The sequence below is a fragment of the Microbacterium marmarense genome (genome assembly GCF_037204165.1).
Classification (GTDB): domain Bacteria; phylum Actinomycetota; class Actinomycetes; order Actinomycetales; family Microbacteriaceae; genus Microbacterium; species Microbacterium marmarense.
The window spans coordinates 561988-581532 of record NZ_JBBDGL010000001.1; the positions used below are offsets into that span (position 1 = coordinate 561988).

Here is a 19545-nt window from a genome sequence, read left to right on the forward strand (position 1 = left end):
ATGCCGAGGGTGATTTGAATCGGTAGACCGTCGGACGGACAGTTTTGGCGCCCAGGATGATGCTGACGGAGTACCGTCACACACGGCTTCAGCAGGGGAGACACAGCCAATGTGTACACGAGTAGTTTGGCCAGACGCAGCCGGAGCGGTCATCGTCGGGCGGAACATGGACTACCACCGCGATCTTGCAACCAACCTGTGGACATTGCCCCGGGGTGTTCGGCGGGATGACGGAGTTCGAGGCGCGTTGAGTTGGACCGCGAAGTTCGGCAGCGTCGTAGCGACCGCCTTCGACATGATCACCGTCGATGGAATGAACGAGGCCGGCTTGGCCGGACACGTACTATGGCTCGCCGAGTCAGAGTACGGCGACTTCGAAGAAGACCGGCCAGCGTTGAGCCAGGCCGTCTGGTTGCAGTACTTTCTCGACAATTTCGCCACCGTCAGTGAGGCTGTGGCATGGATTGCTGAGACCAAGGTGCAACTCGTGCCGCTGACCGATCCAGCGTCTGGCGAGGTGCCCGCCATCCATCTCGCGCTCGATGATGCCACTGGCGACTCGGCGATTCTTGAATATCTTGACGGCGTGCTCGAGGTGCATCACAGCTCGGAGTATCGGGTGATGACCAACTCGCCGCGCTATGAAGAACAGCTGACTCTGCTCGCTCAGGTCGAGGGCTTCGGGGGTGACAGGCCGCTACCCGGAACAACGCTGGCCTCAGACAGGTTTGCGCGTGCGGCGTACTACTCAAGCCGGCTCGCGCAGCCCGTGAACCAGCTCGGTGCCATCGCCGCCATGTTCAGCGTTATCCGCAACGCCGCACAACCTTTCCGCGTGCCTGACCCAGGCAAGCCCGAAGCGTCTCAGACGATCTGGCAAGTCGTGGCAGATTTAGCCAACCGTCGCTATGTCTTTGAGTCGAACACGCGCCCGAACATCGTGTGGGTTGACATGGCAGACCTCGACTTCGGTGAGCAGAACCCCGAGAAGGTTCTCAACCTGGCGAGCAAGATGTCGCTCGAGGGCGGCATCGCAGGAAACGTGAGCGCAGAGTTCAAAGACGATGGACCGCTGCGATTGTTGACGTTGGCTGCGGTCGAGCACGTGGCCGCTCAGCGCCGAGGTCAGTCCGACTAATGCAGTGGCGCGCCGCGGAAGCCGCCGCACTTTTGCGACGGTGCGCACCGAGTTGCGAGGGCAGCGATGAACTTCAATGATTCAGAGAGAGCACGCACCGAGCTTGACCGAGCTATCAAATCGGGCGATGCAGACAAGATCGCCCGCGCCGCGATGGACAACATCTGGCCGCTCTACAGTGACGACGGCGCGCTTCTCGTAGAGGCGGTTGCGGGGCTGCCTACCACTGTGCTCGAACGCTTTCCCGCATTGCAGCTGCTGCATCCGATGACTCCGGTGCTCGCGCGCACGACCCAACCGTTCAAACCGCTCGTCTACCCCGATCGTGCTCGGGCAATGACGCCCGACGAGTTAGACGTGACCACCCTTGTGCAAATGGTTGCGTTTCGAATAAGCGGCGACGTGGCCGCCGCGATGATTTATGCACACCGCCTCTCTGAGCGGGTTGTGCATGCGCGAAAAGACTCCGGTGGTCGCGCCGATGGCCCACTGTGGTTCTACCATCAACAGATTGGATCGACCCTGCTTGCAGCGGGGGATTCGGCCGGGGCGCTCATGGAATTCTCGACAGCGCGTCAGTTGGGGAAGTTCTCAAAGCAACCCGATGCAGAGCGCCTCGCACAGGGTAGAACTGCGCTGGCACACGTTCTGCGGGGCTCGTTGGATGCCGCGGATACGGCTCTCAAAAGTGCACGGGCATGCGCTCCCGCAACCACGGCACACATTGCTTCAGCGTTGATGTCGGAGCGTACTGTGGATGCCCTGATCGGGGTCGATCGCGTATCTGACGATCTTGAAGATCGGCTCGCGAAACTCGAGTCGTATGACAGCGTTGAGCTGACCTGGCCGTTCGCGCTGCTCGCTCGTGCTCGAGCAGCGATGCACCAGCAGCGCCCCGAAGACGCTTACGAAGCGGTGCGACTTGCAAGTGATGCGCACCCGGTTCAACACGGGTCGTATGCCTCTGACGTCATCGCCGCGATGTCGATAAAGGCCCTGCTGGCAATGGGCGATGTGCCTCGAGCGCGCAGAATTGCTGAGCTGAATGGTAAATCGGGACTACTCACCGATTTGGCGACCGCGCGGGTTGCACTGATTGAGGGCAACTTCACTGAGGCGGGCGCCCGGCTGCGGCGCCTCGAGAACGACCAGAGGTGCGGACCAGCTCAGCGCACCGAAGCGTTGCTGCTGGCCGGTTGGCTCGAAATGGCGAGCACCGCGACGATTGATCGAGAGTCTGTGCTGCACATTGTGAGACTTGCGAAGAATCGCGACAATCGGCGCCTGTTCGGGACTATGCCGCGACAACTCATCGAATGCGTGCACGAGCGTCTGTCCGGCATGGCAGCAGACGACTTTGCCAAGGCCACGCAACACCTCGCAAACTTCGAGCTGAGAGCGAGGCCGACGCTTACCCGGAGCGAACAACGAGTGCTAAACGCACTCGCCGCGTATGACACAACGGCCGAGATCGCGGCAGCGTTTCATGTCTCGCCGAACACCGTGAAAACCCAGCTCAAATCGCTTTACCGAAAGCTCGGCTGCTCGACTCGCGACGAAGCGATGAAGGTCGGGTCGCGTTTGCATCTCGTTCACGACGAAAGTGAGCTCGTTCGAGAGCGCGTCTGAGACACACCGAATGCCGCTTTGCGACGCGCCTCTTGGGCGCGCCGCCAAGCGGTATTTGTCGTTGAGTAACGCGGCCTGCTCGACGGGGTGATGACGTGGGTGATCTCGCGGATGAAGCACGGGGCTAAAAAGGTCTGCTAGCCCGGAGGCAACCGGCTCGACCGCCGTAGTCTCGCCAGCATGGCCACCGGAATCAATTCCAGCTCAAGAATCATCGTCCGCAATGTTCGAGTCTTCGACGGCATCAGCGACCGCACGCAGGACAACGCTGATGTGCTCATCGAAGGGGGGCACGTCGTGGCGGTCTCTTCGTCGCCCGTCGCTGGCGACCAGTCCGACGGCGTCGTCGAGATCGACGGAGGAGGCAAGTTCCTGATGCCGGGTTTGAGCGATGCCCACGTGCACCTCATGGGAAACGCGAACTCAATGGTCGATTTTCTCCAGGGTCCGACAGGTTCTCTCTATGGCAACACGATTGCTGAAGCCAAGCGCATGCTCATGCGTGGCTTCACCACGGTGCGTGACATGGGGGGCGATGCTGCACCGGTCAAGGCACTGATTGATCGCGGCACCTTCGAAGGCCCGAGGATCTTTCCGAGCCAAGCCATGATCTCCCAGACCTCGGGTCACGCTGACTTCTCGTTCGTCTACGACGTTCCTGAAGAGTTCGGCGGCAAGCCGAGCCGCACGGAGGAAATCCACTTCACGCGTGTGGCCGATGGAGTGCCTCGTGTACTCGCCGCCGTTCGCGAGCAACTCAAGCATGGCGCAACGCAGATCAAGCTGACGCTTGGGGGCGGCGCAGCATCCATGTATGACCCACTGAACACACTGCAGTACACCAGCGACGAGATTCGTGCTGCGGTGCAGGCTGCAGAAGACTACGGCACGTACGTTGCCACTCACGTTTACACTCCGGCCGGGATCGCCCGGGCAATCGATGCCGGCGTCAAGTCGATCGAACATGGCCATCTCGCTGACGAAGCCACCATCCGGCGCATCGGAGAGACCGGCACTTGGTTGTCGATGCAGCCCTTCGCTGAAGACGATCACCACTACCCTGACCCTGTTCGCGCTGCCAAGAACACCGAAATCTGCCACGGCACAGAAGAGGTCTACGGCTGGGCGAAGCAGTATGGGGTGAAGACCGCCTGGGGCACCGATCTGCTTCTCGAACCTCAGTCAGCCCCTCGCCAGAGCCTGATGGCAGCACGTTTGGGCGAGTTCTACACCAACGCAGAAGCTCTCAAGATGCTGACCTCGGGGAACGCAGAGCTGTTCGAACTCGCCGGCGAACGCAACACCTACCGCGGTGCAAAGCTCGGGGTGCTCGCGGAAGGCTCGTGGGCCGACGCGATTCTGGTGGACGGTGACCCTCTGCAAGATCTGTCACTGATCGGCGACCCCGAGACGAACTTCAAATTGATCGTCAAGGGTGGCCAAGTCGTCAAGAACCAGCTGTGACCACGAACCGCCTCTATCCACCGTTCGAGGTGTCGCGCCGCCCCCTTCGGCACGTCGCGACACCCACCACAACCCGACAATAGGAGGAAGAAATGTCTTCTAATACCAGCAGGGCTCGTCAGAGCACCAATATCGATTCGTTGTTGAGCGTGAATCCGGTTTTTGTTCGGCCGGGTGAGGCGACGGAGTTTGACAAGTTCGTGATGCCTGATCAGCCGAGTTTGCCTGAGACGGCGTATCAGATCGTGCATGATGAGGCGATTTTGGATGGCAATAGTCGTTTGAATTTGGCCACGTTTGTGACGACGTGGATGGACGATGAGGCGAAGAAGTTGTATGCCGAAGCGGCCGATAAGAACATGATCGATAAGGACGAGTATCCGGCGACGGCAGCGATTGAGGAGCGTTGTTGGCGGATGCTTGCTGATTTGTGGAATGTTCCGAATGTGGACGACACGATTGGTACGTCCACGATTGGTTCGTCTGAGGCGTGCATGCTGGGCGGTTTGGCGTTGAAGCGCATCTGGCAGGAGAAGCGTAAGGCGGAGGGCAAGCCGTTTGATAAGCCGAATCTGATCATGTCGGCGGCGGTGCAGGTGGTGTGGGAGAAGTTCTGCAACTACTGGGAAGTGGAAGCACGTTTCGTTCCGGTCACCCCCGATCACATGGTGTTGGACGGGTTCGAGCTGGAGAAGTATGTCGATGAGAACACCATTGGTGTTGTCGCGATTTTGGGTCAGACGTTCACCGGTGCGTACGAGCCGGTGGATGCGATCGCGAAGAAGCTGGATGAGATTCAGGCGAACACGGGTCTTGATGTGAAGATCCATGTGGATGGTGCGTCGGGGGCGATGGTTGCCCCGTTCTGCCAGCCCGAGCTTGAGTGGGACTTCAAGATCGATCGGGTGAACTCCATCAGCACCTCGGGACACAAGTACGGTTTGGTGTATCCGGGTGTGGGTTGGGTGGTGTGGCGTGACAAGGCTGTGTTGCCCGAGAGCATGATCTTTCACGTCAGCTACCTCGGTGGTGATATGCCCACCTTGGCGATCAACTTCTCGCGTCCGGGCGCGCAGGTGCTGTTGCAGTACTACCAGTTCCTTCGTCTGGGTCGTGAGGGATACCGTGCTGTGCAGCAGAACTCGTTGGACGTGGCGCAGTACCTGTCGTCCGAGATCGCGAAGATCGGTGCGTTCGATCTGGTCAGCAAGGGCGACACCATTCCGGTGTTCGCGTGGGTTTTGAAAGACGGACACACCGAGAACTGGAGCCTGTACGACCTTGCCGACCGGTTGCGTATGAAGGGGTGGTTGGTGCCGGCATACCCGATGGCTGATGACATGTCAGACATGGTGCTGCAGCGCATCGTGGTGAAAGTCGGACTCAGCCACGACCTCGCCTCCGCGCTCCTTGCCGACATACGCGGCGAAGTCGAATTCCTCGACTCCCTCAAAGCACCACTCCCGCTCGAAGCAAGCAACGGATCACACTTCCACCACTAGCAGACAAGCGTTCGGGGAGAGGGCCAGCACGGCGCTCTCCCCGAACGCTTCACCCTGTTGGCCCTCACCTCGGTGAGGGCGACCCAGTACTACATGGAGGCATCACATGAGCAGCGCGAACGTGGCACCAATGGAGAAGCGGCGAAGCTCCGTCTTTGTTCCTACGCTCACAAAGCAGAGCTGGAGCTTCATGATTGGCTCCTCGCTGTTTGCGCTCGGCTCCGCGCCGGGGCTCAGCACCCTTATGGGAACAAACCTCTCGAATCTCTCTTTCTTCGTCGGCGCATGGTTTTTCACGGCAGCGGGTCTCATGCAGCTGTTTCTCAGCGGCGCGGTGAGCGTTGACGTCGATTACGCTCCTGGTCGTATGGTGCGCGCTGAGTGGCTGACCGCCGCAACCCAGTCTTTTGGCACGATTATGTTCAACATCAGCACGACGGCAGCGCTGTACGCCAAGTCGGTTTCAGCCGAAGACCGCTTCGTGTGGAATCCTGACGCCGGCGGTTCCGTGGCGTTTCTCGTGAGTGGTGTGCTGGCGTTTGTCGCATACTCGCGCGTCGCCCGGTTGTGGGACCCCGGCCACAGAAACTGGTGGTCGGTGCTGATCAACTTCATCGGCTGCGTCGCGTTCGGATTCTCGGCGGTTGGCGCATACGTGCTTTCTGACGGCGATCTGGTCAATAGCGCATTGGCGAACTGGGGCACGTTCATCGGTGCCATTTGCTTCTTCCTCACCTCACTTATCGTCTTGCCGCAGTGGCAACGCCGCTAGCGCCGCAACGCGCGTCGGCGCAGTAAGAAGACCGCAGGGCACTCATGTTGCATGTTCTGGCAGACCTTCTTACTCTCGGTGTCGCTGTTGCCATCAGTCCGATCGCGATGGTCGCCGTGATTCTTATGGCGACCTCGGGCAAAGGCCGCACCAACGGCACAGCTTTCATGCTCGGCAGCTACCTCTTCTGCATCGTCTTTGTCGGCTCTTTGGTGGTGATCGGCCGCTCTGCCGGCGCCGACGATGAGGAATCTGCGACGCACTTGCTGATTGACGCGGTTGAGGTCGCGCTTGGAGCGTTCCTGGTCGTCATGGCGGTTCGGCAGTGGCAGAGACGCTCTCACACGGGCACCCCGCAGTGGATGAACGCCATCGACGGCATGACTGTGTGGAAGGCATTCATTGTCGGCATCCTCATTTCAGGGCCGCTGTCGCCGAAAGATCTGCCGCTGCTTTTCGCCGCCAGTGGCCGAATATCGCAGGCCGAGCTTGTCGTTCACGAGGTGGTTGCTGTGGTCTTGATCTTCGGGGTGATCGGGGTGATGGCGATCACCATTCCTTGGCTGATCAGTGTGATCGCTCCGAGCCAAGTTGAGATGCGATTGTCAGGTTTGCGGGATTGGCTGATCGGCAACCACGCGGTCATTATGACCGTGCTCTTCTTGATTCTGGGGGCCAAGCTGATCGGTGCGGGGGTAGCCGACCTTGTGTCATAAAATCTCGAGACTTCACGAGGAGTGTTCATGTCGGTAGAACTGCTGCAGGTGACGATTGTCGCGGTCATCGTGATCGTCGTCGTCAACTCCGTCGCTTCGCGCCTGGGCGTGGCGGGGCCGCTCCTTCTGGTTCTGGTCGGGGTGGGCATCAGCGTTCTTCCCATGGTTCCGCCAATCTTGGTGCAGCCGCAGTTGATTCTCGTCGGGGTGCTGCCGCCGTTGCTCTATTCGGCCGCTGTGTCTGCGCCCGCGATCGAGCTACGGCGCGACTTTGGCGCGATCAGTGGCATGGCTGTCATGCTCGTCGTGATCAGCTCGCTGGTGCTTGGATGCTTCTTTTCGTGGGCAATTCCGAGCCTGGGTTTTCCACTGGCGGTTGCACTTGGTGCAATACTCAGCCCCACCGACGCCGTAGCGACCTCTATCGTGCGCAAACTCGGGGTTCCCCGCCGAGTCGTCGCTCTTCTCGAAGGCGAGAGTCTGCTGAACGACGCCACGGCGCTTGTTCTATTGCGCACCGCAATCGCCGCTACCGCGGCGAGCTTCTCGATCTGGAGCACACTCGGTTCGTTTGCCTGGGCGGTGCTGTCGGCGAGCGTCATTGGCGTGATCATCGGCTATCTGACGCTTCGCGCGCGGGCGTGGATCGATAATTCCGTCGCGAACACCGCAATGGGCTTCACCGTGCCGTATCTCGCGTACTTGCCGACCGAGGCAGTGGGCGGCTCGGGGCTTGTTGCGGCCGTCGCGGCCGGTGTGGTCGTGGGACAGGGCGCGATTCGGTGGCTCACCCCAGAACAGCGCATCTCAGACAAGCTCAATTGGCGGACGATTGAGTTCGTCTTTGAAGGCGCAGTCTTCTTGATCATGGGGCTTGAGCTCTACGGCATCCTCGAGAGCAACCGGTCATCGGATGGTGGGCTGTGGCGGGGAATGTGGATCGCTGCGGTGGCGCTCATCATCTTGATCTCGGTGCGTGCTGCGTATGTGGCGCCGCTGATTCGTTTTCACACCTGGCGTGTCAAAAAGAACGCCAGAACTCGGTTGAGCGTTCACGAAGACACGAGAGAACCAGCACGTTATGAGCGCGCGACTCGCGCAATGAAACGAGCAACACGCATTTCGCCGCGGGGCGATGCTGAACAACGCGCCGGCAAGACTCGCGCCGACATCGACTATTTCGAGGCTTCGCCGCTGACGTGGAAGCCGACGGTGATTATCGTGTGGGCTGGAATGCGGGGAGTGGTCACGCTCGCTGCGGCGCAGACGCTGCCCAGAGACACTCCCGAAAGAGATCTCTTGGTGCTGGTGGCATTTCTGGTTGCGGCAGGAAGCTTGCTCGTGCAGGGGCTGACGCTGCCGGCGTTGACGCGCTGGCTCGGTCTTCGAGATCCGGGTGGCGACGGCTTGCCGCGAGAAGAGATTCGTGAGTTGGGCAAAGCGCTTCGAGACGAAGCAGCGACAGCGCTCGGTCACGGCCAGATCCGTCGTCCGGACCGAACGCCGTTGCCTGCCGACATCCTGAGCGAGCTCGCCCCGGCGACCATCGATCCGCTGGCGTTGACTGTTGGCGACCCAGACCCGAGGTCCAGCGAAGTGCGCCTCGCTATCCTCGTATTCATGCGCCAGCGGCTGCACCAGATTTCGAAGACGGGGCAGTACAGCACCACCGCGATCCGATACGTCCTTGATGAGCTCGATGCCTCTGAGCTCAGTGTGCGACTGCGGCTCGGCAACGAGACCTGAATCTAGGAAGCGAGTATCACATGACTGCCGAGTCTTTTCCGATGATTGGGATCGCCCTCGCGCTGGTCTCAGCGGCCGTGCTCTCGGCCGGAAACCTTCTGCAGTCGCGTGGCGTGAAATCCTCACGGAACAGGTCGGGATCGGTCAGCGTAGCGGTGCCCACCATGTCGCTTGTGCGCAACCGCGTGTGGTTGCTTGGCGCAGTGATGCTGGGGTGTGCAATTCTGCTGCAGATGGCCGCGTTGGTCTTCGCGCCGCTGATGGTCGTGCAGCCCCTTGGCGTGACATCGCTCATTTTCGCCACACTCATCGCCGCATTTGTGCTCAAGAAGCGTCCCACCAAACAGGTGCTTCTAGCGATAGCGGTGTGTGTGATCGGCGTGGCCATCTTCGTCACCGTGGCGGCACTCGTGAGCACTCAGCATGCCGTCGACGATGCGCAGTTGATCGCGGTGCTCGTTGTCTTGGGTGGTGTGCTCGCGGTAGCGGTGATTTTTCTCATCGTGGATCGTCGTGTGGGGGCCCCGCCGATCATGTGGGTGCTGCTGGGTGGAGTGTTCTCAGCGTTTGTGGCTACCCTGGGCAAAACCGTGATCTTGCGCATTCAGACGGCCCTGAGAACACGGGACTTCGACTTCGATGGCACCAATGTGCTGACCATTGGCTGCATAGTCGGGATCGGGGTTGCCGGAGGGCTTTCGATCTACTTCGTGCAGCGGGCTCATGTGGCGAATCGACCTGACGTTGTGCTGGCCGGACTCACTGTTGTGGACCCCGCGGTGGCCGTGATCATGGGTATTGCAGTTCTGGGTGAGGCGAGCGCCGCGCCGCCATGGGCGTTTGTGGCTTTCGCCGTTGGCGGAGTGACAGCTGCCGCTGGCGTGCTCATGCTGTCGCGGGCAGAACGCGAACCGGTTGACGCGTACGAGTCGTCCCCTCAGCTCGTGAACGACGAGAACACGAGCTGAGGGAACCCGACTACGAGAGCCTCTTGCGCAGACGGTTCAGTTCGTCCTGCGTCAGTCCGGCAGAGAGAAGATAGTTTGCCGGTCCTCCGTGGTGTTCGTCGGTCCACTCCAGAGCAGCCGAGATTGCATCGGGAGGCGTTGCGGTGGCGAGGGTCTGCAGTGCCGGCGTGATTGGAAATCCGAATGACTCCATAGCGTGAAGCATCCCGTCAGCCCAAGGCCCGGCCAAGTTCGCTTGAGACTGGGCGTAATCTGCGACAACGGCGTCACGCGCGGCCCCGGCGGCTTCGAGGATGATGGCAACAGCCACGCCGGTGCGGTCTTTGCCCGCCGTGCAGTGCACCAGCACGCCGGTCGGCTCATCGTCGTTGACTGCCGCGACCATTTGAGCGACACGCACGAGGTCGGCGCCACTGTGGCTGAGAATGTCGACGTATAGCTCGCCCAGGGTCGGAATCGATGCCATGGCTTCAGCGACCGTTTCAGAAGTCGGGTTCGACACAGCGTCTTGCATGAGCGCCACCATGTTGCCCGACAGAATGGGCAGCTCTACGGCCCGGAACGTGCGTGTCTCAGGCAGTCGGTCGGGAGCTGCCTCGCGCTCCTGGGGCGTTCGAAAGTCGACCACGACACCGATTGAGGTGCCCGCGACCTGCTCTTCGCCGACGGTATCGAGCGCGTTCAGCGCGTCTGAGCGGTAGAGCACTCCAACCGCCGTGGTGCCACCGTCTGACCGCGCCGTGCCGCCGGTGTCTCTAAAGTTGTACAGTCCGCTGATCATGGTGACCTTTCGTCGTCCATAGGTGGATGTAGACAGATTGACGGGAGCGACATCAGGCACCATCGACGGGCCTCCGCAGCGATGTGCGCAGTGCGCGCAGCACCAATAGCATGCCCGCCAATCCAAGCAGAGCCCCGATGAACGCGAACAAGCCGACGTCTTGGGTCAGCAGCGGGCCGCCGCCTGAAATGAGCAGAACGACGGCGGTGACGATGAGGGCGACTCCCACGAGCGTTGTCGTCAGCTGCCCGACGAGTGAGGCGATCCACCCGCGTTCGAACGGGTCGCGGAACATGCGCAGGCTCATCCCGAAGGTGCCGTTCTCGAGCTGACTTGCGAACGTCTCAATCCGGCGTGGCAGCCGCCTCAGCTGCTCGCCGACGACCTGCATCTTCACCTGAGCCTCCGCGAGCATCTCGGCCGGGTCGAAACCGACCCTCAGGAAGTGAGGTGTGCGAGACATCGCGCGATCGACCATGTCGTAATCCGGAACGAGCAGACGCAACGTGCCCTCGAGTGAGGCGATCGTGCGAAACACCAACACCAGTCCCGGCGGAAGCGACATCTGATGGCGGCGCAGCACATCGATCACATCGCGGAAGATGCTCGCATCGGTGCTGCCGTTGTGCATACGCGTCAAGATCACCCCGATCTCGTGTTGCAAGGCAGCGCGGTCGATATCACCGCCGGCGCTTGCATCCGCAGCGATCATGAGCAGCAGATCAGTCAGCGCAATATCGTCTTCAGCGGCCATCGCCGACATCATCGCAATGAGCATGCGTCGCATGCTGCGCTCAACCACTCCGACGGAGCCGAAGTCGATCAGTGTGATCTCGCCATCAGGTCTGAGAATGATATTGCCGGGGTGAAGGTCGGCGTGAAACACCCCTCGAACTGCTATCTGCTCGAACACAGTGTCGACGAGAGAGTCGGCAATCTCGCGGGCGGTCGGAAATGGCTTGACCGCAGTGGCGGCGAAAGTTCCAGCGACCACGTGCGCGTCGAAGGCGTATGTTTCGGTGTGCGCAACGCCACCGCCCGCCACCATGTCGTCCGCTAGTGTGCCATTCATGCGAGCAAAGGGCACGCCCTCAACGCGCTCTTGCACCATCATGCGCTCCCCGCACAGCGAGGCATACACTGCCGGCACGTGAATCGTCTTCACATCCGACTGCGCAAGCGTCGCGCGCAGCAGTTCTGTGTTTGCGAGTTCAATTCTGTAGTCGAGCTCTTCGGCCAGCGAGCGCGTGAATTCGGTCGCCAATGCACTCAGCCCGCACGCTCGCGCCCACGACGCGCGGCGCTCGGCATCGGCTGCTAGGCGCACAATGATGTCGGAGTCGATCTTCACAGACGCGCGAGCATCGGGTCGTTGAATCTTGATGACGACGCTTGCACCCTGCTCCGCGCCTGCTTCGGGTTGAAGCCGGGCGGCGTGCACCTGGGCGAGAGACGCCGTCGCTAGCGGTCTCTCATCGACCCACTCGAACGATTCCTCGAGGGCGCCAGGCAACTCGGCCTCGATCGCTGCTTTGGCCGTCTGCCACGACATCGGTGATGTCTGCATCTGCAGTGTCGCGAATGCTTCGGTGAACTCGCGAGGCAGAATGTCGTCGCGAGTCGATAGCACCTGCCCGACCTTCATGAACGTCACGCCGGCCTCGTTCATCGCGGCAACGAGCGCCGTCGGCACATCCTGCTCCTCGCCTCGCCGGTGACTTCCATACAGGCTCAGCCCGTGCTTCGAAGCGATACGCAGCGTCTGCGCGTATCGAAGCATGCGCTTTCGTCGGCGAATGATGCCCTTCGCCGCACGAATCGGATGCCATCCGCGGTCAGAAGGCCAGAAGAGCTCAGACAGCATGATGACCGTGACGGCGATGGCGAGTTGCCAGCCGAGCGCCACAGCTACGAACAAGATGCCGATCGCACTCGACACATCGAACTGTCCACCGGCAGTGACATCACTCGCTTCGAGCGCGACCCTCGCCAGCGGTACTGTGATCGCGTACACGACACCGGCCGAGAGAATCGCGCGTATCCATCCGATGGGGGTGCCGAACACGTGTTGCGCGATCCACGCCGCGCTCAGGGCGAAGACCACGCCGATGACAATGATGGGAACCGTGCCGAACATCGGACCTCCTAGGCTGCCTCGACCGTACTTCGAAGCGCCTATCGGACTTGCCGTTCAGGGTATGGTTTCACCCCCTCGGTACTCATGCGCGATTGCGGCAGTCACCCGGTTGTCACCCCAGCGGGTGCCTTGCTCGAGCCGCGACGATGCGGAGCTAGCCGGTGGGCGAGAGGAACCGCAGTCGTGCTCCGGCGCTGATCGCCTCTTCGCGCGTATTGCAGTCGAGTTTTCGATACAGCGATCGCAGCTGTGACTTGATTGTGTTGGGCGACACGAAGAAGCTCGATGCGATCTCGGCGGTGGAACTGTGGGTTACCAGGGCGTTCAGAACGCGCAACTCGCCCTGCGTGAGCGTCGGCCGGATCTGCATCTCAAAATAAGACCGCCCTTCGGTCATGCTCTCGAGCTCGTTCGCGAGTTCGGCGGGCAGACGTGCATGCACCGCTTCGACCAGTTGGCGCGGCAGCGTCGTCAGCAGACGCGCGTTGTCGGGGTTGCGAACGAGACGAAACACCCGTAGCGCGGTGTCGATTGAGACTTCTTCTGTGCGTGCCAACTCAAGCCATCCCCCCAGGAGTGCACACTCGGCACGCGGTGCAGGCCCCAGCGTCGGGTTTTTGGTGAGCAGCCGCAGCTCATCGGCGGCGGTGTCGAAGCGGTTCTCGCGAAGTAAGAGGTGCACCGACGCGATCGAGGTGAGAATGCCAGCGCCGCGCGCTTCATCGGCGAGCCTTCTGGCTGCGGTGAGATCTCCGGTGATGCACAGGGTTTTGATGGATGCTGCGCTGATCACGTCGAAGGCAAACGACCCCGGGTGTACCGGGTGGCTACCTCGTGCCAGGCGCAGTGCCTCGAGCGCATGCTCCGGTTGATCTCGCGCAAGCAGCGCCCGGCAACGAGCGAGAAGCGCGAACGGCCAAATGAGGTCATTAGCGTCGTAGGGCTCAAGCAGCGACAGCTGTTCGTCGAGGTCTGCTGACAGCTGATCAGCGGCTATGAGCGCCGCAGCGGCCCGCTCGGTGGTGATGCTCGCCGTGGCGTGCGCGTATGAGGGTGCGGGAAGTTCCCGAGCACGGTCGAGCGCGCGCTGCGCATCGCCCAGCGCGCCACGCACGGCATGCGCCAACGCCACTCGCCCGACTGCAGTGCGTTCTGCGTCCTGCTGTGCTGAGAGCTTGCCGAGTTGACGGGCGGTCGCGAACTCGAGCAACGCATCGCTGGTGTCTCCCGCGGCGAGCAGCGTCGCTCCGATCTGAAGGCGGAAGAACCAGAGTGGGCCATCAAGCCGGTCACGTGATTCGACACGAGTCTGCGTGATTCGGTCGTTCAACCGCTTCGCAAATGTCAGGGCAGGTTCCAGTTCGCCGCTCACGCGGAAAGCGATCATCTGGGTGAGCAGAACAAAGTCGATCTCTTCTGGGCTCATCTTTCGCCCATTGTCTGAGTGAAGCAGTGGTTTCGCCGAGCGAGATGTGCGCGCGATTGCCGCTGTCATCGGATGAACGATGCGCAAGGCCGGGTACCGCTCCAGAACTGGAGGATCGAGGTCGGAGACAGCTGCAATAAGTGCTTCTGTGTGCGAATTGAGCAACGGCCAGACGTGGAACATCGCGATCTGAGCGATCGACTCTGGGTTGCCCGAGTCGACGGCCCGGTCAAGTTCTTCTCTTGCGGTGTCTGGATCGTTGAGGTTCACCTGGCTCTACTTTCGGGCCGCGGAGTAGGCTCCCGAGAGACCCGAACGTCAGCTCGCCATGCACGTCTCTCGTAGATGAAACGATTCTAACCCCTGGGTTAACCCGTGTTACGGCCACGAGCCGCGGCTGCCGCAGCGAGTAGCCGCTGCGTGTATGGGTGCTGCGGGCGTTCAAAGATCGCAGACGCCGCAGCGGTTTCGACCAACCGTGCGTTTTGCATCACTGCGACCCGGTGCGCAATGCGCTGAACAGCTGTGAGGTCGTGCGAGATGAACAGATACGAGACAGCGGTGCGCTCTTGCAACTCGATCAGCAGATCGAGAATCGTTGCACGCAGCCTCGTATCAAGAGCGGACGTCGTCTCGTCACAGACGATGACCGACGAGCGTCCGGCGAACGCACGTGCGATCGCGACTCGCTGCTTCTGACCGCCCGACAGTTGATGGGGAAGCTTTGCGAGCGTATCGGCAGAAAGGCCAGTGCTCGCGGCGAGCTGCTCGGGGGAGCGATCGCCGTGGAGCAACTCGATGGCGCGACCCAACGTCTGCGCCACGGTTCGGCGCGGGTTGAGGGATGACTCTGGGCTCTGGAATACAAACTGCACGGGAGGAGGCGACGTCGGTGCGTTGATCGTCACTGAACCCTCGTGCGTCGTCAATCCTGCGAGAGCGCGAGCGAGCGTCGTCTTTCCGCAGCCTGATTCACCGACAAGAGCGAGGGTCTCGCCCCGATCGATGTGCAGGGAAACATCGTTCACAGCCACGAACGACCCGAACTTTTTGGTGACTTTTGATGCGACGAGCACTCGTTCACCTCTGCTGAATCTATGGGGTGCAGCAGCTCTGTGGCCGAGGCCCTCCAGAGGAGCGATTGAGAACCCGGCGGTGGCCGCTATTGCGTGGGAGCTCACTGTGTCGACGATGCGACCACGCTCGAGCACAGCTAGCCGATCGCAATACGCTGCCACGGTGGGCAGATCGTGGCTGATGAGGAGAGTCGCGAAACCGAGTTCACGCTGAAGACGCTTCACGAGAGAGAGGACGTCGGCCTGAGCGTGAGGATCGAGTCCTGTCGTCGGCTCATCCAAGATGAGCAGCTGAGGTCGGTTGGCAAGGGCCATCGCGACCATCGCGCGTTGTTGCTGGCCACCCGACAGTTCGTGCGGGTATCGGTAGGCAACTGCCTGAGGGTTCGGCATGCCGACTTCGGCGAGAGATCTCACCGCGGCCTTCTGCGCGCGAGACTTCGCGACGCCACCAAGTCGATGCGCTTCGGCTATCTGCGCGCCCACTGTGGCCGTGGGGTTGAGCGCGCGCCCGGGCTCCTGGTACACAACGCCGATGTCGTTGCGTCGATACTCTCGCAGCGCCGTCCCGTGCAGAGCCAGCAGGTCTTGTCCGGCGACGCGCAATCGCTCTGCGTGTATCTCCGCGTTTCGGCTGGCATAGCGAGTGAGCGCCATTGCGACGCTGCTCTTTCCCGAGCCAGATTCTCCGATGAGCCCGAACAGCTGTCCTCGTTCGATCTCGAAAGAGATGCCGTCGACAGCGCGAACGCGCTGCCCGCGTGATCGATAGGCGACCTCCAGCGACTTCACCTGCACCAGGGCGCTCATCGACGAAACACTTCTTTGAGGTTATCTCCGATCAGATTCACCGAAACAACGAAGGAAGCGATCGCGGCCGTCGGAAACACAACCGTCCACCAGGCGGTGCGCAGGTATGCACGGTTTTCATTCACTGCAAGGCCCCAGTCTGGCGACGGGGGCGATACGGTCAGTCCCAGAAACGACAGCGAGGCTGCGATGAAAACCGCAGCGGCGAGGCTCAGAGTCGCCTGCACGAGCACCTGGGGCCAGACGTTCGGGAGCAGTTCTGATCGCAGCATACGGATTGCACGCTCGCCCTGCAGCTTCGCGCTGGTGATGTAGTCCTTGCCCATTTCGACCAGGACTTCTGCCCGAATGACCCGCGCAGTTGACGGAGCGAACAGAAACCCCACGCTCAAAGCGACAACGATGGTGCTACCACCGAATGCAGCAACGAGCACGAGAAAGAAAATGATGCTGGGAATCGCGAGCACGATATCGAACGATCTCATCAGCAGCTGGTCGACCCACCCACGATAGAAACCCGCAATCAGGCCCAATGTGGTGCCGAATGCGGTTGCCAGCAAGGCACCGAGCGGTGCGACAATCAGCGCCGACTCTGAGCCAGCAAGCACCCGTGCAAGAACGTCACGGCCCAAACGATCCGTGCCCATCCAGTGTTCGGTGCTCGGTGCTTCGAGTTTGGCGCCAGTGTCGCCGAAAGGGTCGAGTCCCAACCAACGCCAGCCCAGTGCGGCGATAACCCACCCAGACACGATCAGCACGCTCAGCGTGAAAGTCGGTCGTCGCCACAAAGCGGCTTCTGCCCTGTTGCGAGGCAGCGGCGCACGCGACGGCTCATGGTCAGTCTCGAATGCCGGTTCACCGCGCAGCATCAGCTGCCTCCTGAGAACCGTACGCGCGGGTCGATCATTGTGAAGACGACATCGGTGGCCAGCAGTGCCAACATCGAGATGACGGCGGTGATCATGACACCAGCGGTAAGCACGAAGATGTCTTTCTGCTGCGTAGCCGTCACGAGCAGCGCGCCGAGGCCGGGATAGCTGAACAACGTCTCGACCACAGCGCTTCCGCAGAGCATCGCGCCGAGGTAGATCCCGAGCAACGAGACGACCGGAATCATGGAGTTGCGCGCCACGTGTCTGCGCAACAATGCGCTGCCATCCACGCCCTTGACTACAGCGGTTCGGTAGAACTGCGATCCGGTTGTTTCGATAACGGCATTTCGCGTCATCCGTGCGAACACCGCGAGAGACCCGAGTGCGATGGTGATCGCAGGAAGTGTCATGGCGCGAAGTTGAGCAGGCAATCCTTGGCCTAGCGCATCACCGGAGTTGATCGGAAGAATCGGCAGTGCGAGCCCGAACACGATGAGCATCAGCACGCCGATGACGAACTCGGGCACGGCGGCTAGAGACATCAGCACGATGGTGAGTGCCCTGTCGCTGCGCGACCCTTCGCGTCGTGCTTGCGCGACACCGAGGCCGATCGCGATCGGCACCAGCATGAGGAACGCATACAAGCCGAGCATCATGGAGTTGCTCAAGCGTCCGAAAACGAGATCGAGAACGGGCTCGTCGTAGACGAGACTGATGCCCCAATCGCCTGTCAGCAGACCGCCCGTCCAGGCGATGTAGCGTTCGATCAAAGCGCCATCAAGATTGTGACTCGCGTTCCATTGCGCGACCTGTTCTGCGGTCGCGTACTGCCCTAGTGCGTTTCGGCCGGGATCGCCCGGCACAACCTCGATGAGAGCGAAGACGATGATCGACACCACGCAGAGAACCGCTGGAATCTGCAGGAGCCTCAGCCCGATGAGTTTTGGTGTGGCGCGTTGACGCTCACGAAACAGCGCTGATCGGCTAGCCATAGCGGAGCCGGTCTCACCGGAGGCGGGAACGCTCACAGGCTAGTTTGCGATCGATATTCCGGCGAAGTTGTAGCCGGAGTAGAAGTCAAGGGCCCCGACGAAATCGCCAACCACGCGCGTGTTCTGGAGAGCTCGCGATGTCGAGAACGCGGGTACGACAACGGGAACGTCGGTCCATTGGATCTCTGCAATGTCGTCGGCGAGCAGCTGTCGCTCAGCCTCGTCGGTCGTTGCATCGAACAGCACGCTGAGGTCTTCGAGATCGGAGTTCGCGTAGTGCGATGCGTTCATGGGGCTCTGCTCTGCGTAGATCAGTGAAATGTACTGTGACGGAACCCGCTTTGCCCAACTCGTGGCAGTCACGGGTGCGTTCAACCAGGGGGAGTTCTCGCCCTCGGCGTAGTACTGCTCGCTCGTGAGCACTTCGAGCGTCACTTCGAAGCCCGGCACCGCATTCAACTGCTGTTGCAGTACTTCTCCGAGCAGTTGGTATGACGTGGTGAGGGTGAACTCGATGGTGCGGTTGCCAAGCAGACGCGCCACTTCGTCCAGATCTTGCTGGCGCTGCTCTAGACCTTGTGGCTGGAGAAGGTAATCGGGCAGGAACACGGTGTCGTTCGCGACTTCAGCGTTGCCTTCATAGACATCGTCAACCAGCTTCTCGCGATCAATCGCCCAGGCGATCGCTTGTCTGACTGACTCGTCGTCGAACGGCGCCAGGTCAGTGTTGAAGAAGAGCCCGTCGATTCTGTTGTAGCCCGAAGAGATGATGTTGTACTCGTCGAGATCAACGGTGGATGCGACGTCAGAGGTGAGCCCGATCCGATCGAGTTCACCCGCTTGGAATGCCAGCACGCTCGCTTGGGTATCGCCATAGATCTTCAGCTCGACCCCGTCGAGGTTGATCTCATCAGCATTCCAATAGTCGGGGTTCTTGACGTACGTAGCCCCTTGGCCAATGGTGTAGTCCTCGAGCAGGAACTGACCGGCGCCGACGGGATTGTCGCGCCATGTGCCTGGAACGTAGCCGGCGGGAAGAATGCCAGTGTTCGTGCCAGTGAGCAGAAGTGGAAAGTCTGCGAACGGCCGCTCCAGCGCGAACTGCACCGTCTCGGATGCAAGTGCAGAGGTCGACTCAAGGATTCCGGCGAAGGCGCTGCCGCCTGGCGACATGCTGTCGTCGGCAGTGATGGCATCAAAAGTGGCAGCAACGTCAGCAGCGGTGACGGCCGAGCCGTCGTTGAACACCGCGTCATCACGAAGAGTGAATGTCCACGTCAGCCCATCCTGCGCGGCTGACCAGTCCGTCGCGAGTCGAGGATTCAGGTGGCCATCCACGTCGAGGCTCACCAGCGGCTCAGTAACCAGGCCGGTGATGGCTAGCGCGTACGGGTCGGCCGCGGTAAGTGGGTCGATATCGCCACCTGGGTCGAAAATGGCGAGGCGGTAGACGGCTTCGTTCGCATCAGCGGCGCTGCCATTCGCGTAGTCCGATGCGCAGCCCGAGACCATGGCC

General features: G+C 61.1%; 15 protein-coding genes. 8 read left to right on the plus strand and 7 right to left on the minus strand.

Features of this window, described 5'->3' with window-relative positions; translation table 11 throughout:
- Positions 1-109 precede the first annotated feature (109 nt).
- The 8 genes from WDU96_RS02540 to WDU96_RS02575 all read left to right on the plus strand — a co-directional run bounded on the left by WDU96_RS02540 (position 110) and on the right by WDU96_RS02575 (position 9935).
- Complete coding sequence (locus WDU96_RS02540; RefSeq protein WP_337336912.1) at positions 110-1138, plus strand: linear amide C-N hydrolase; 1029 nt, start codon at positions 110-112, stop codon at positions 1136-1138.
- Between the two features lie 66 nt (positions 1139-1204).
- Positions 1205-2767: a helix-turn-helix transcriptional regulator gene (locus WDU96_RS02545; RefSeq protein WP_337336913.1), complete on the plus strand. Its 1563-nt coding sequence runs from the start codon at positions 1205-1207 to the stop codon at positions 2765-2767.
- A gap of 180 nt (positions 2768-2947) precedes the next feature.
- A complete protein-coding gene (locus WDU96_RS02550) occupies positions 2948-4231 on the plus strand; it encodes a metal-dependent hydrolase family protein (protein WP_337336914.1) in 1284 nt (427 codons plus the stop codon).
- Positions 4232-4323: 92 nt separating this feature from the next.
- Positions 4324-5733, plus strand: coding sequence for a glutamate decarboxylase (gene gad, locus WDU96_RS02555; RefSeq protein ID WP_337336915.1), 1410 nt, complete (start codon positions 4324-4326; stop codon positions 5731-5733).
- A gap of 106 nt (positions 5734-5839) precedes the next feature.
- Positions 5840-6505, plus strand: a complete 666-nt coding sequence (locus WDU96_RS02560; protein ID WP_337336916.1) for a hypothetical protein — start codon at positions 5840-5842, stop codon at positions 6503-6505.
- A 44-nt stretch (positions 6506-6549) separates the two neighbouring features.
- Complete coding sequence (locus tag WDU96_RS02565; RefSeq protein ID WP_337336917.1) at positions 6550-7221, plus strand: GAP family protein; 672 nt, start codon at positions 6550-6552, stop codon at positions 7219-7221.
- A 27-nt stretch (positions 7222-7248) separates the two neighbouring features.
- Positions 7249-8967 (plus strand): cation:proton antiporter, encoded by a 1719-nt coding sequence (locus WDU96_RS02570; RefSeq protein ID WP_337336918.1) that lies wholly within the window; start codon positions 7249-7251, stop codon positions 8965-8967.
- A 20-nt stretch (positions 8968-8987) separates the two neighbouring features.
- Positions 8988-9935 (plus strand): DMT family transporter, encoded by a 948-nt coding sequence (locus WDU96_RS02575; RefSeq protein ID WP_337336919.1) that lies wholly within the window; start codon positions 8988-8990, stop codon positions 9933-9935.
- Between the two features lie 10 nt (positions 9936-9945).
- On the opposite strand, the gene WDU96_RS02580 is transcribed toward WDU96_RS02575, so the two are convergent.
- The 7 genes from WDU96_RS02580 to WDU96_RS02610 all read right to left on the minus strand — a co-directional run bounded on the left by WDU96_RS02580 (position 9946) and on the right by WDU96_RS02610 (position 19541).
- Positions 9946-10779, minus strand: coding sequence for a tyrosine-protein phosphatase (locus WDU96_RS02580; RefSeq protein ID WP_337336920.1), 834 nt, complete (start codon positions 10777-10779; stop codon positions 9946-9948).
- Positions 10769-12853: an ABC1 kinase family protein gene (locus tag WDU96_RS02585; RefSeq protein WP_337336921.1), complete on the minus strand. Its 2085-nt coding sequence runs from the start codon at positions 12851-12853 to the stop codon at positions 10769-10771. The genes WDU96_RS02580 and WDU96_RS02585 overlap by 11 nt, the downstream gene beginning before the upstream one ends.
- 154 nt (positions 12854-13007) lie before the next feature.
- On the minus strand, positions 13008-14549 hold the full coding sequence (locus WDU96_RS02590; protein WP_337336922.1) for a helix-turn-helix transcriptional regulator: 1542 nt from the start codon (positions 14547-14549) through the stop codon (positions 13008-13010).
- Positions 14550-14647: 98 nt separating this feature from the next.
- Positions 14648-16165, minus strand: a complete 1518-nt coding sequence (locus tag WDU96_RS02595) for an ABC transporter ATP-binding protein (protein ID WP_337336923.1) — start codon at positions 16163-16165, stop codon at positions 14648-14650.
- The gene (locus tag WDU96_RS02600; protein WP_337336924.1) at positions 16162-17034 is read right to left on the minus strand and encodes an ABC transporter permease; all 873 of its coding nucleotides are present in this window, start codon (positions 17032-17034) and stop codon (positions 16162-16164) included. Before WDU96_RS02600 ends, WDU96_RS02595 begins: the two co-directional genes overlap by 4 nt.
- Positions 17034-18065 carry an ABC transporter permease gene (locus WDU96_RS02605; RefSeq protein WP_337336925.1) on the minus strand — a complete coding sequence of 344 codons (1032 nt, stop codon included), beginning with the start codon at positions 18063-18065 and terminating at the stop codon, positions 17034-17036. Before WDU96_RS02605 ends, WDU96_RS02600 begins: the two co-directional genes overlap by 1 nt.
- A 3-nt stretch (positions 18066-18068) precedes the next feature.
- Complete coding sequence (locus tag WDU96_RS02610) at positions 18069-19541, minus strand: ABC transporter substrate-binding protein (RefSeq protein ID WP_337337638.1); 1473 nt, start codon at positions 19539-19541, stop codon at positions 18069-18071.
- Between the last annotated feature and the right edge of the window lie 4 nt (positions 19542-19545).

Coding starts and splice junctions, on each gene's coding strand:
- WDU96_RS02540 (WP_337336912.1), top strand. CDS start 110: ATGTGTACACGAGTAGTTTGGCCAGACGCAGCCGGAGCGGTCATCGTC.
- WDU96_RS02545 (WP_337336913.1), top strand. CDS start 1,205: ATGAACTTCAATGATTCAGAGAGAGCACGCACCGAGCTTGACCGAGCT.
- WDU96_RS02550 (WP_337336914.1), top strand. CDS start 2,948: ATGGCCACCGGAATCAATTCCAGCTCAAGAATCATCGTCCGCAATGTT.
- gad (WP_337336915.1), top strand. CDS start 4,324: ATGTCTTCTAATACCAGCAGGGCTCGTCAGAGCACCAATATCGATTCG.
- WDU96_RS02560 (WP_337336916.1), top strand. CDS start 5,840: ATGAGCAGCGCGAACGTGGCACCAATGGAGAAGCGGCGAAGCTCCGTC.
- WDU96_RS02565 (WP_337336917.1), top strand. CDS start 6,550: ATGTTGCATGTTCTGGCAGACCTTCTTACTCTCGGTGTCGCTGTTGCC.
- WDU96_RS02570 (WP_337336918.1), top strand. CDS start 7,249: ATGTCGGTAGAACTGCTGCAGGTGACGATTGTCGCGGTCATCGTGATC.
- WDU96_RS02575 (WP_337336919.1), top strand. CDS start 8,988: ATGACTGCCGAGTCTTTTCCGATGATTGGGATCGCCCTCGCGCTGGTC.
- WDU96_RS02580 (WP_337336920.1), bottom strand. CDS start 10,779: ATGGTGCCTGATGTCGCTCCCGTCAATCTGTCTACATCCACCTATGGA.
- WDU96_RS02585 (WP_337336921.1), bottom strand. CDS start 12,853: ATGTTCGGCACGGTTCCCATCATTGTCATCGGCGTGGTCTTCGCCCTG.
- WDU96_RS02595 (WP_337336923.1), bottom strand. CDS start 16,165: ATGAGCGCCCTGGTGCAGGTGAAGTCGCTGGAGGTCGCCTATCGATCA.
- WDU96_RS02600 (WP_337336924.1), bottom strand. CDS start 17,034: ATGCTGCGCGGTGAACCGGCATTCGAGACTGACCATGAGCCGTCGCGT.
- WDU96_RS02610 (WP_337337638.1), bottom strand. CDS start 19,541: ATGGTCTCGGGCTGCGCATCGGACTACGCGAATGGCAGCGCCGCTGAT.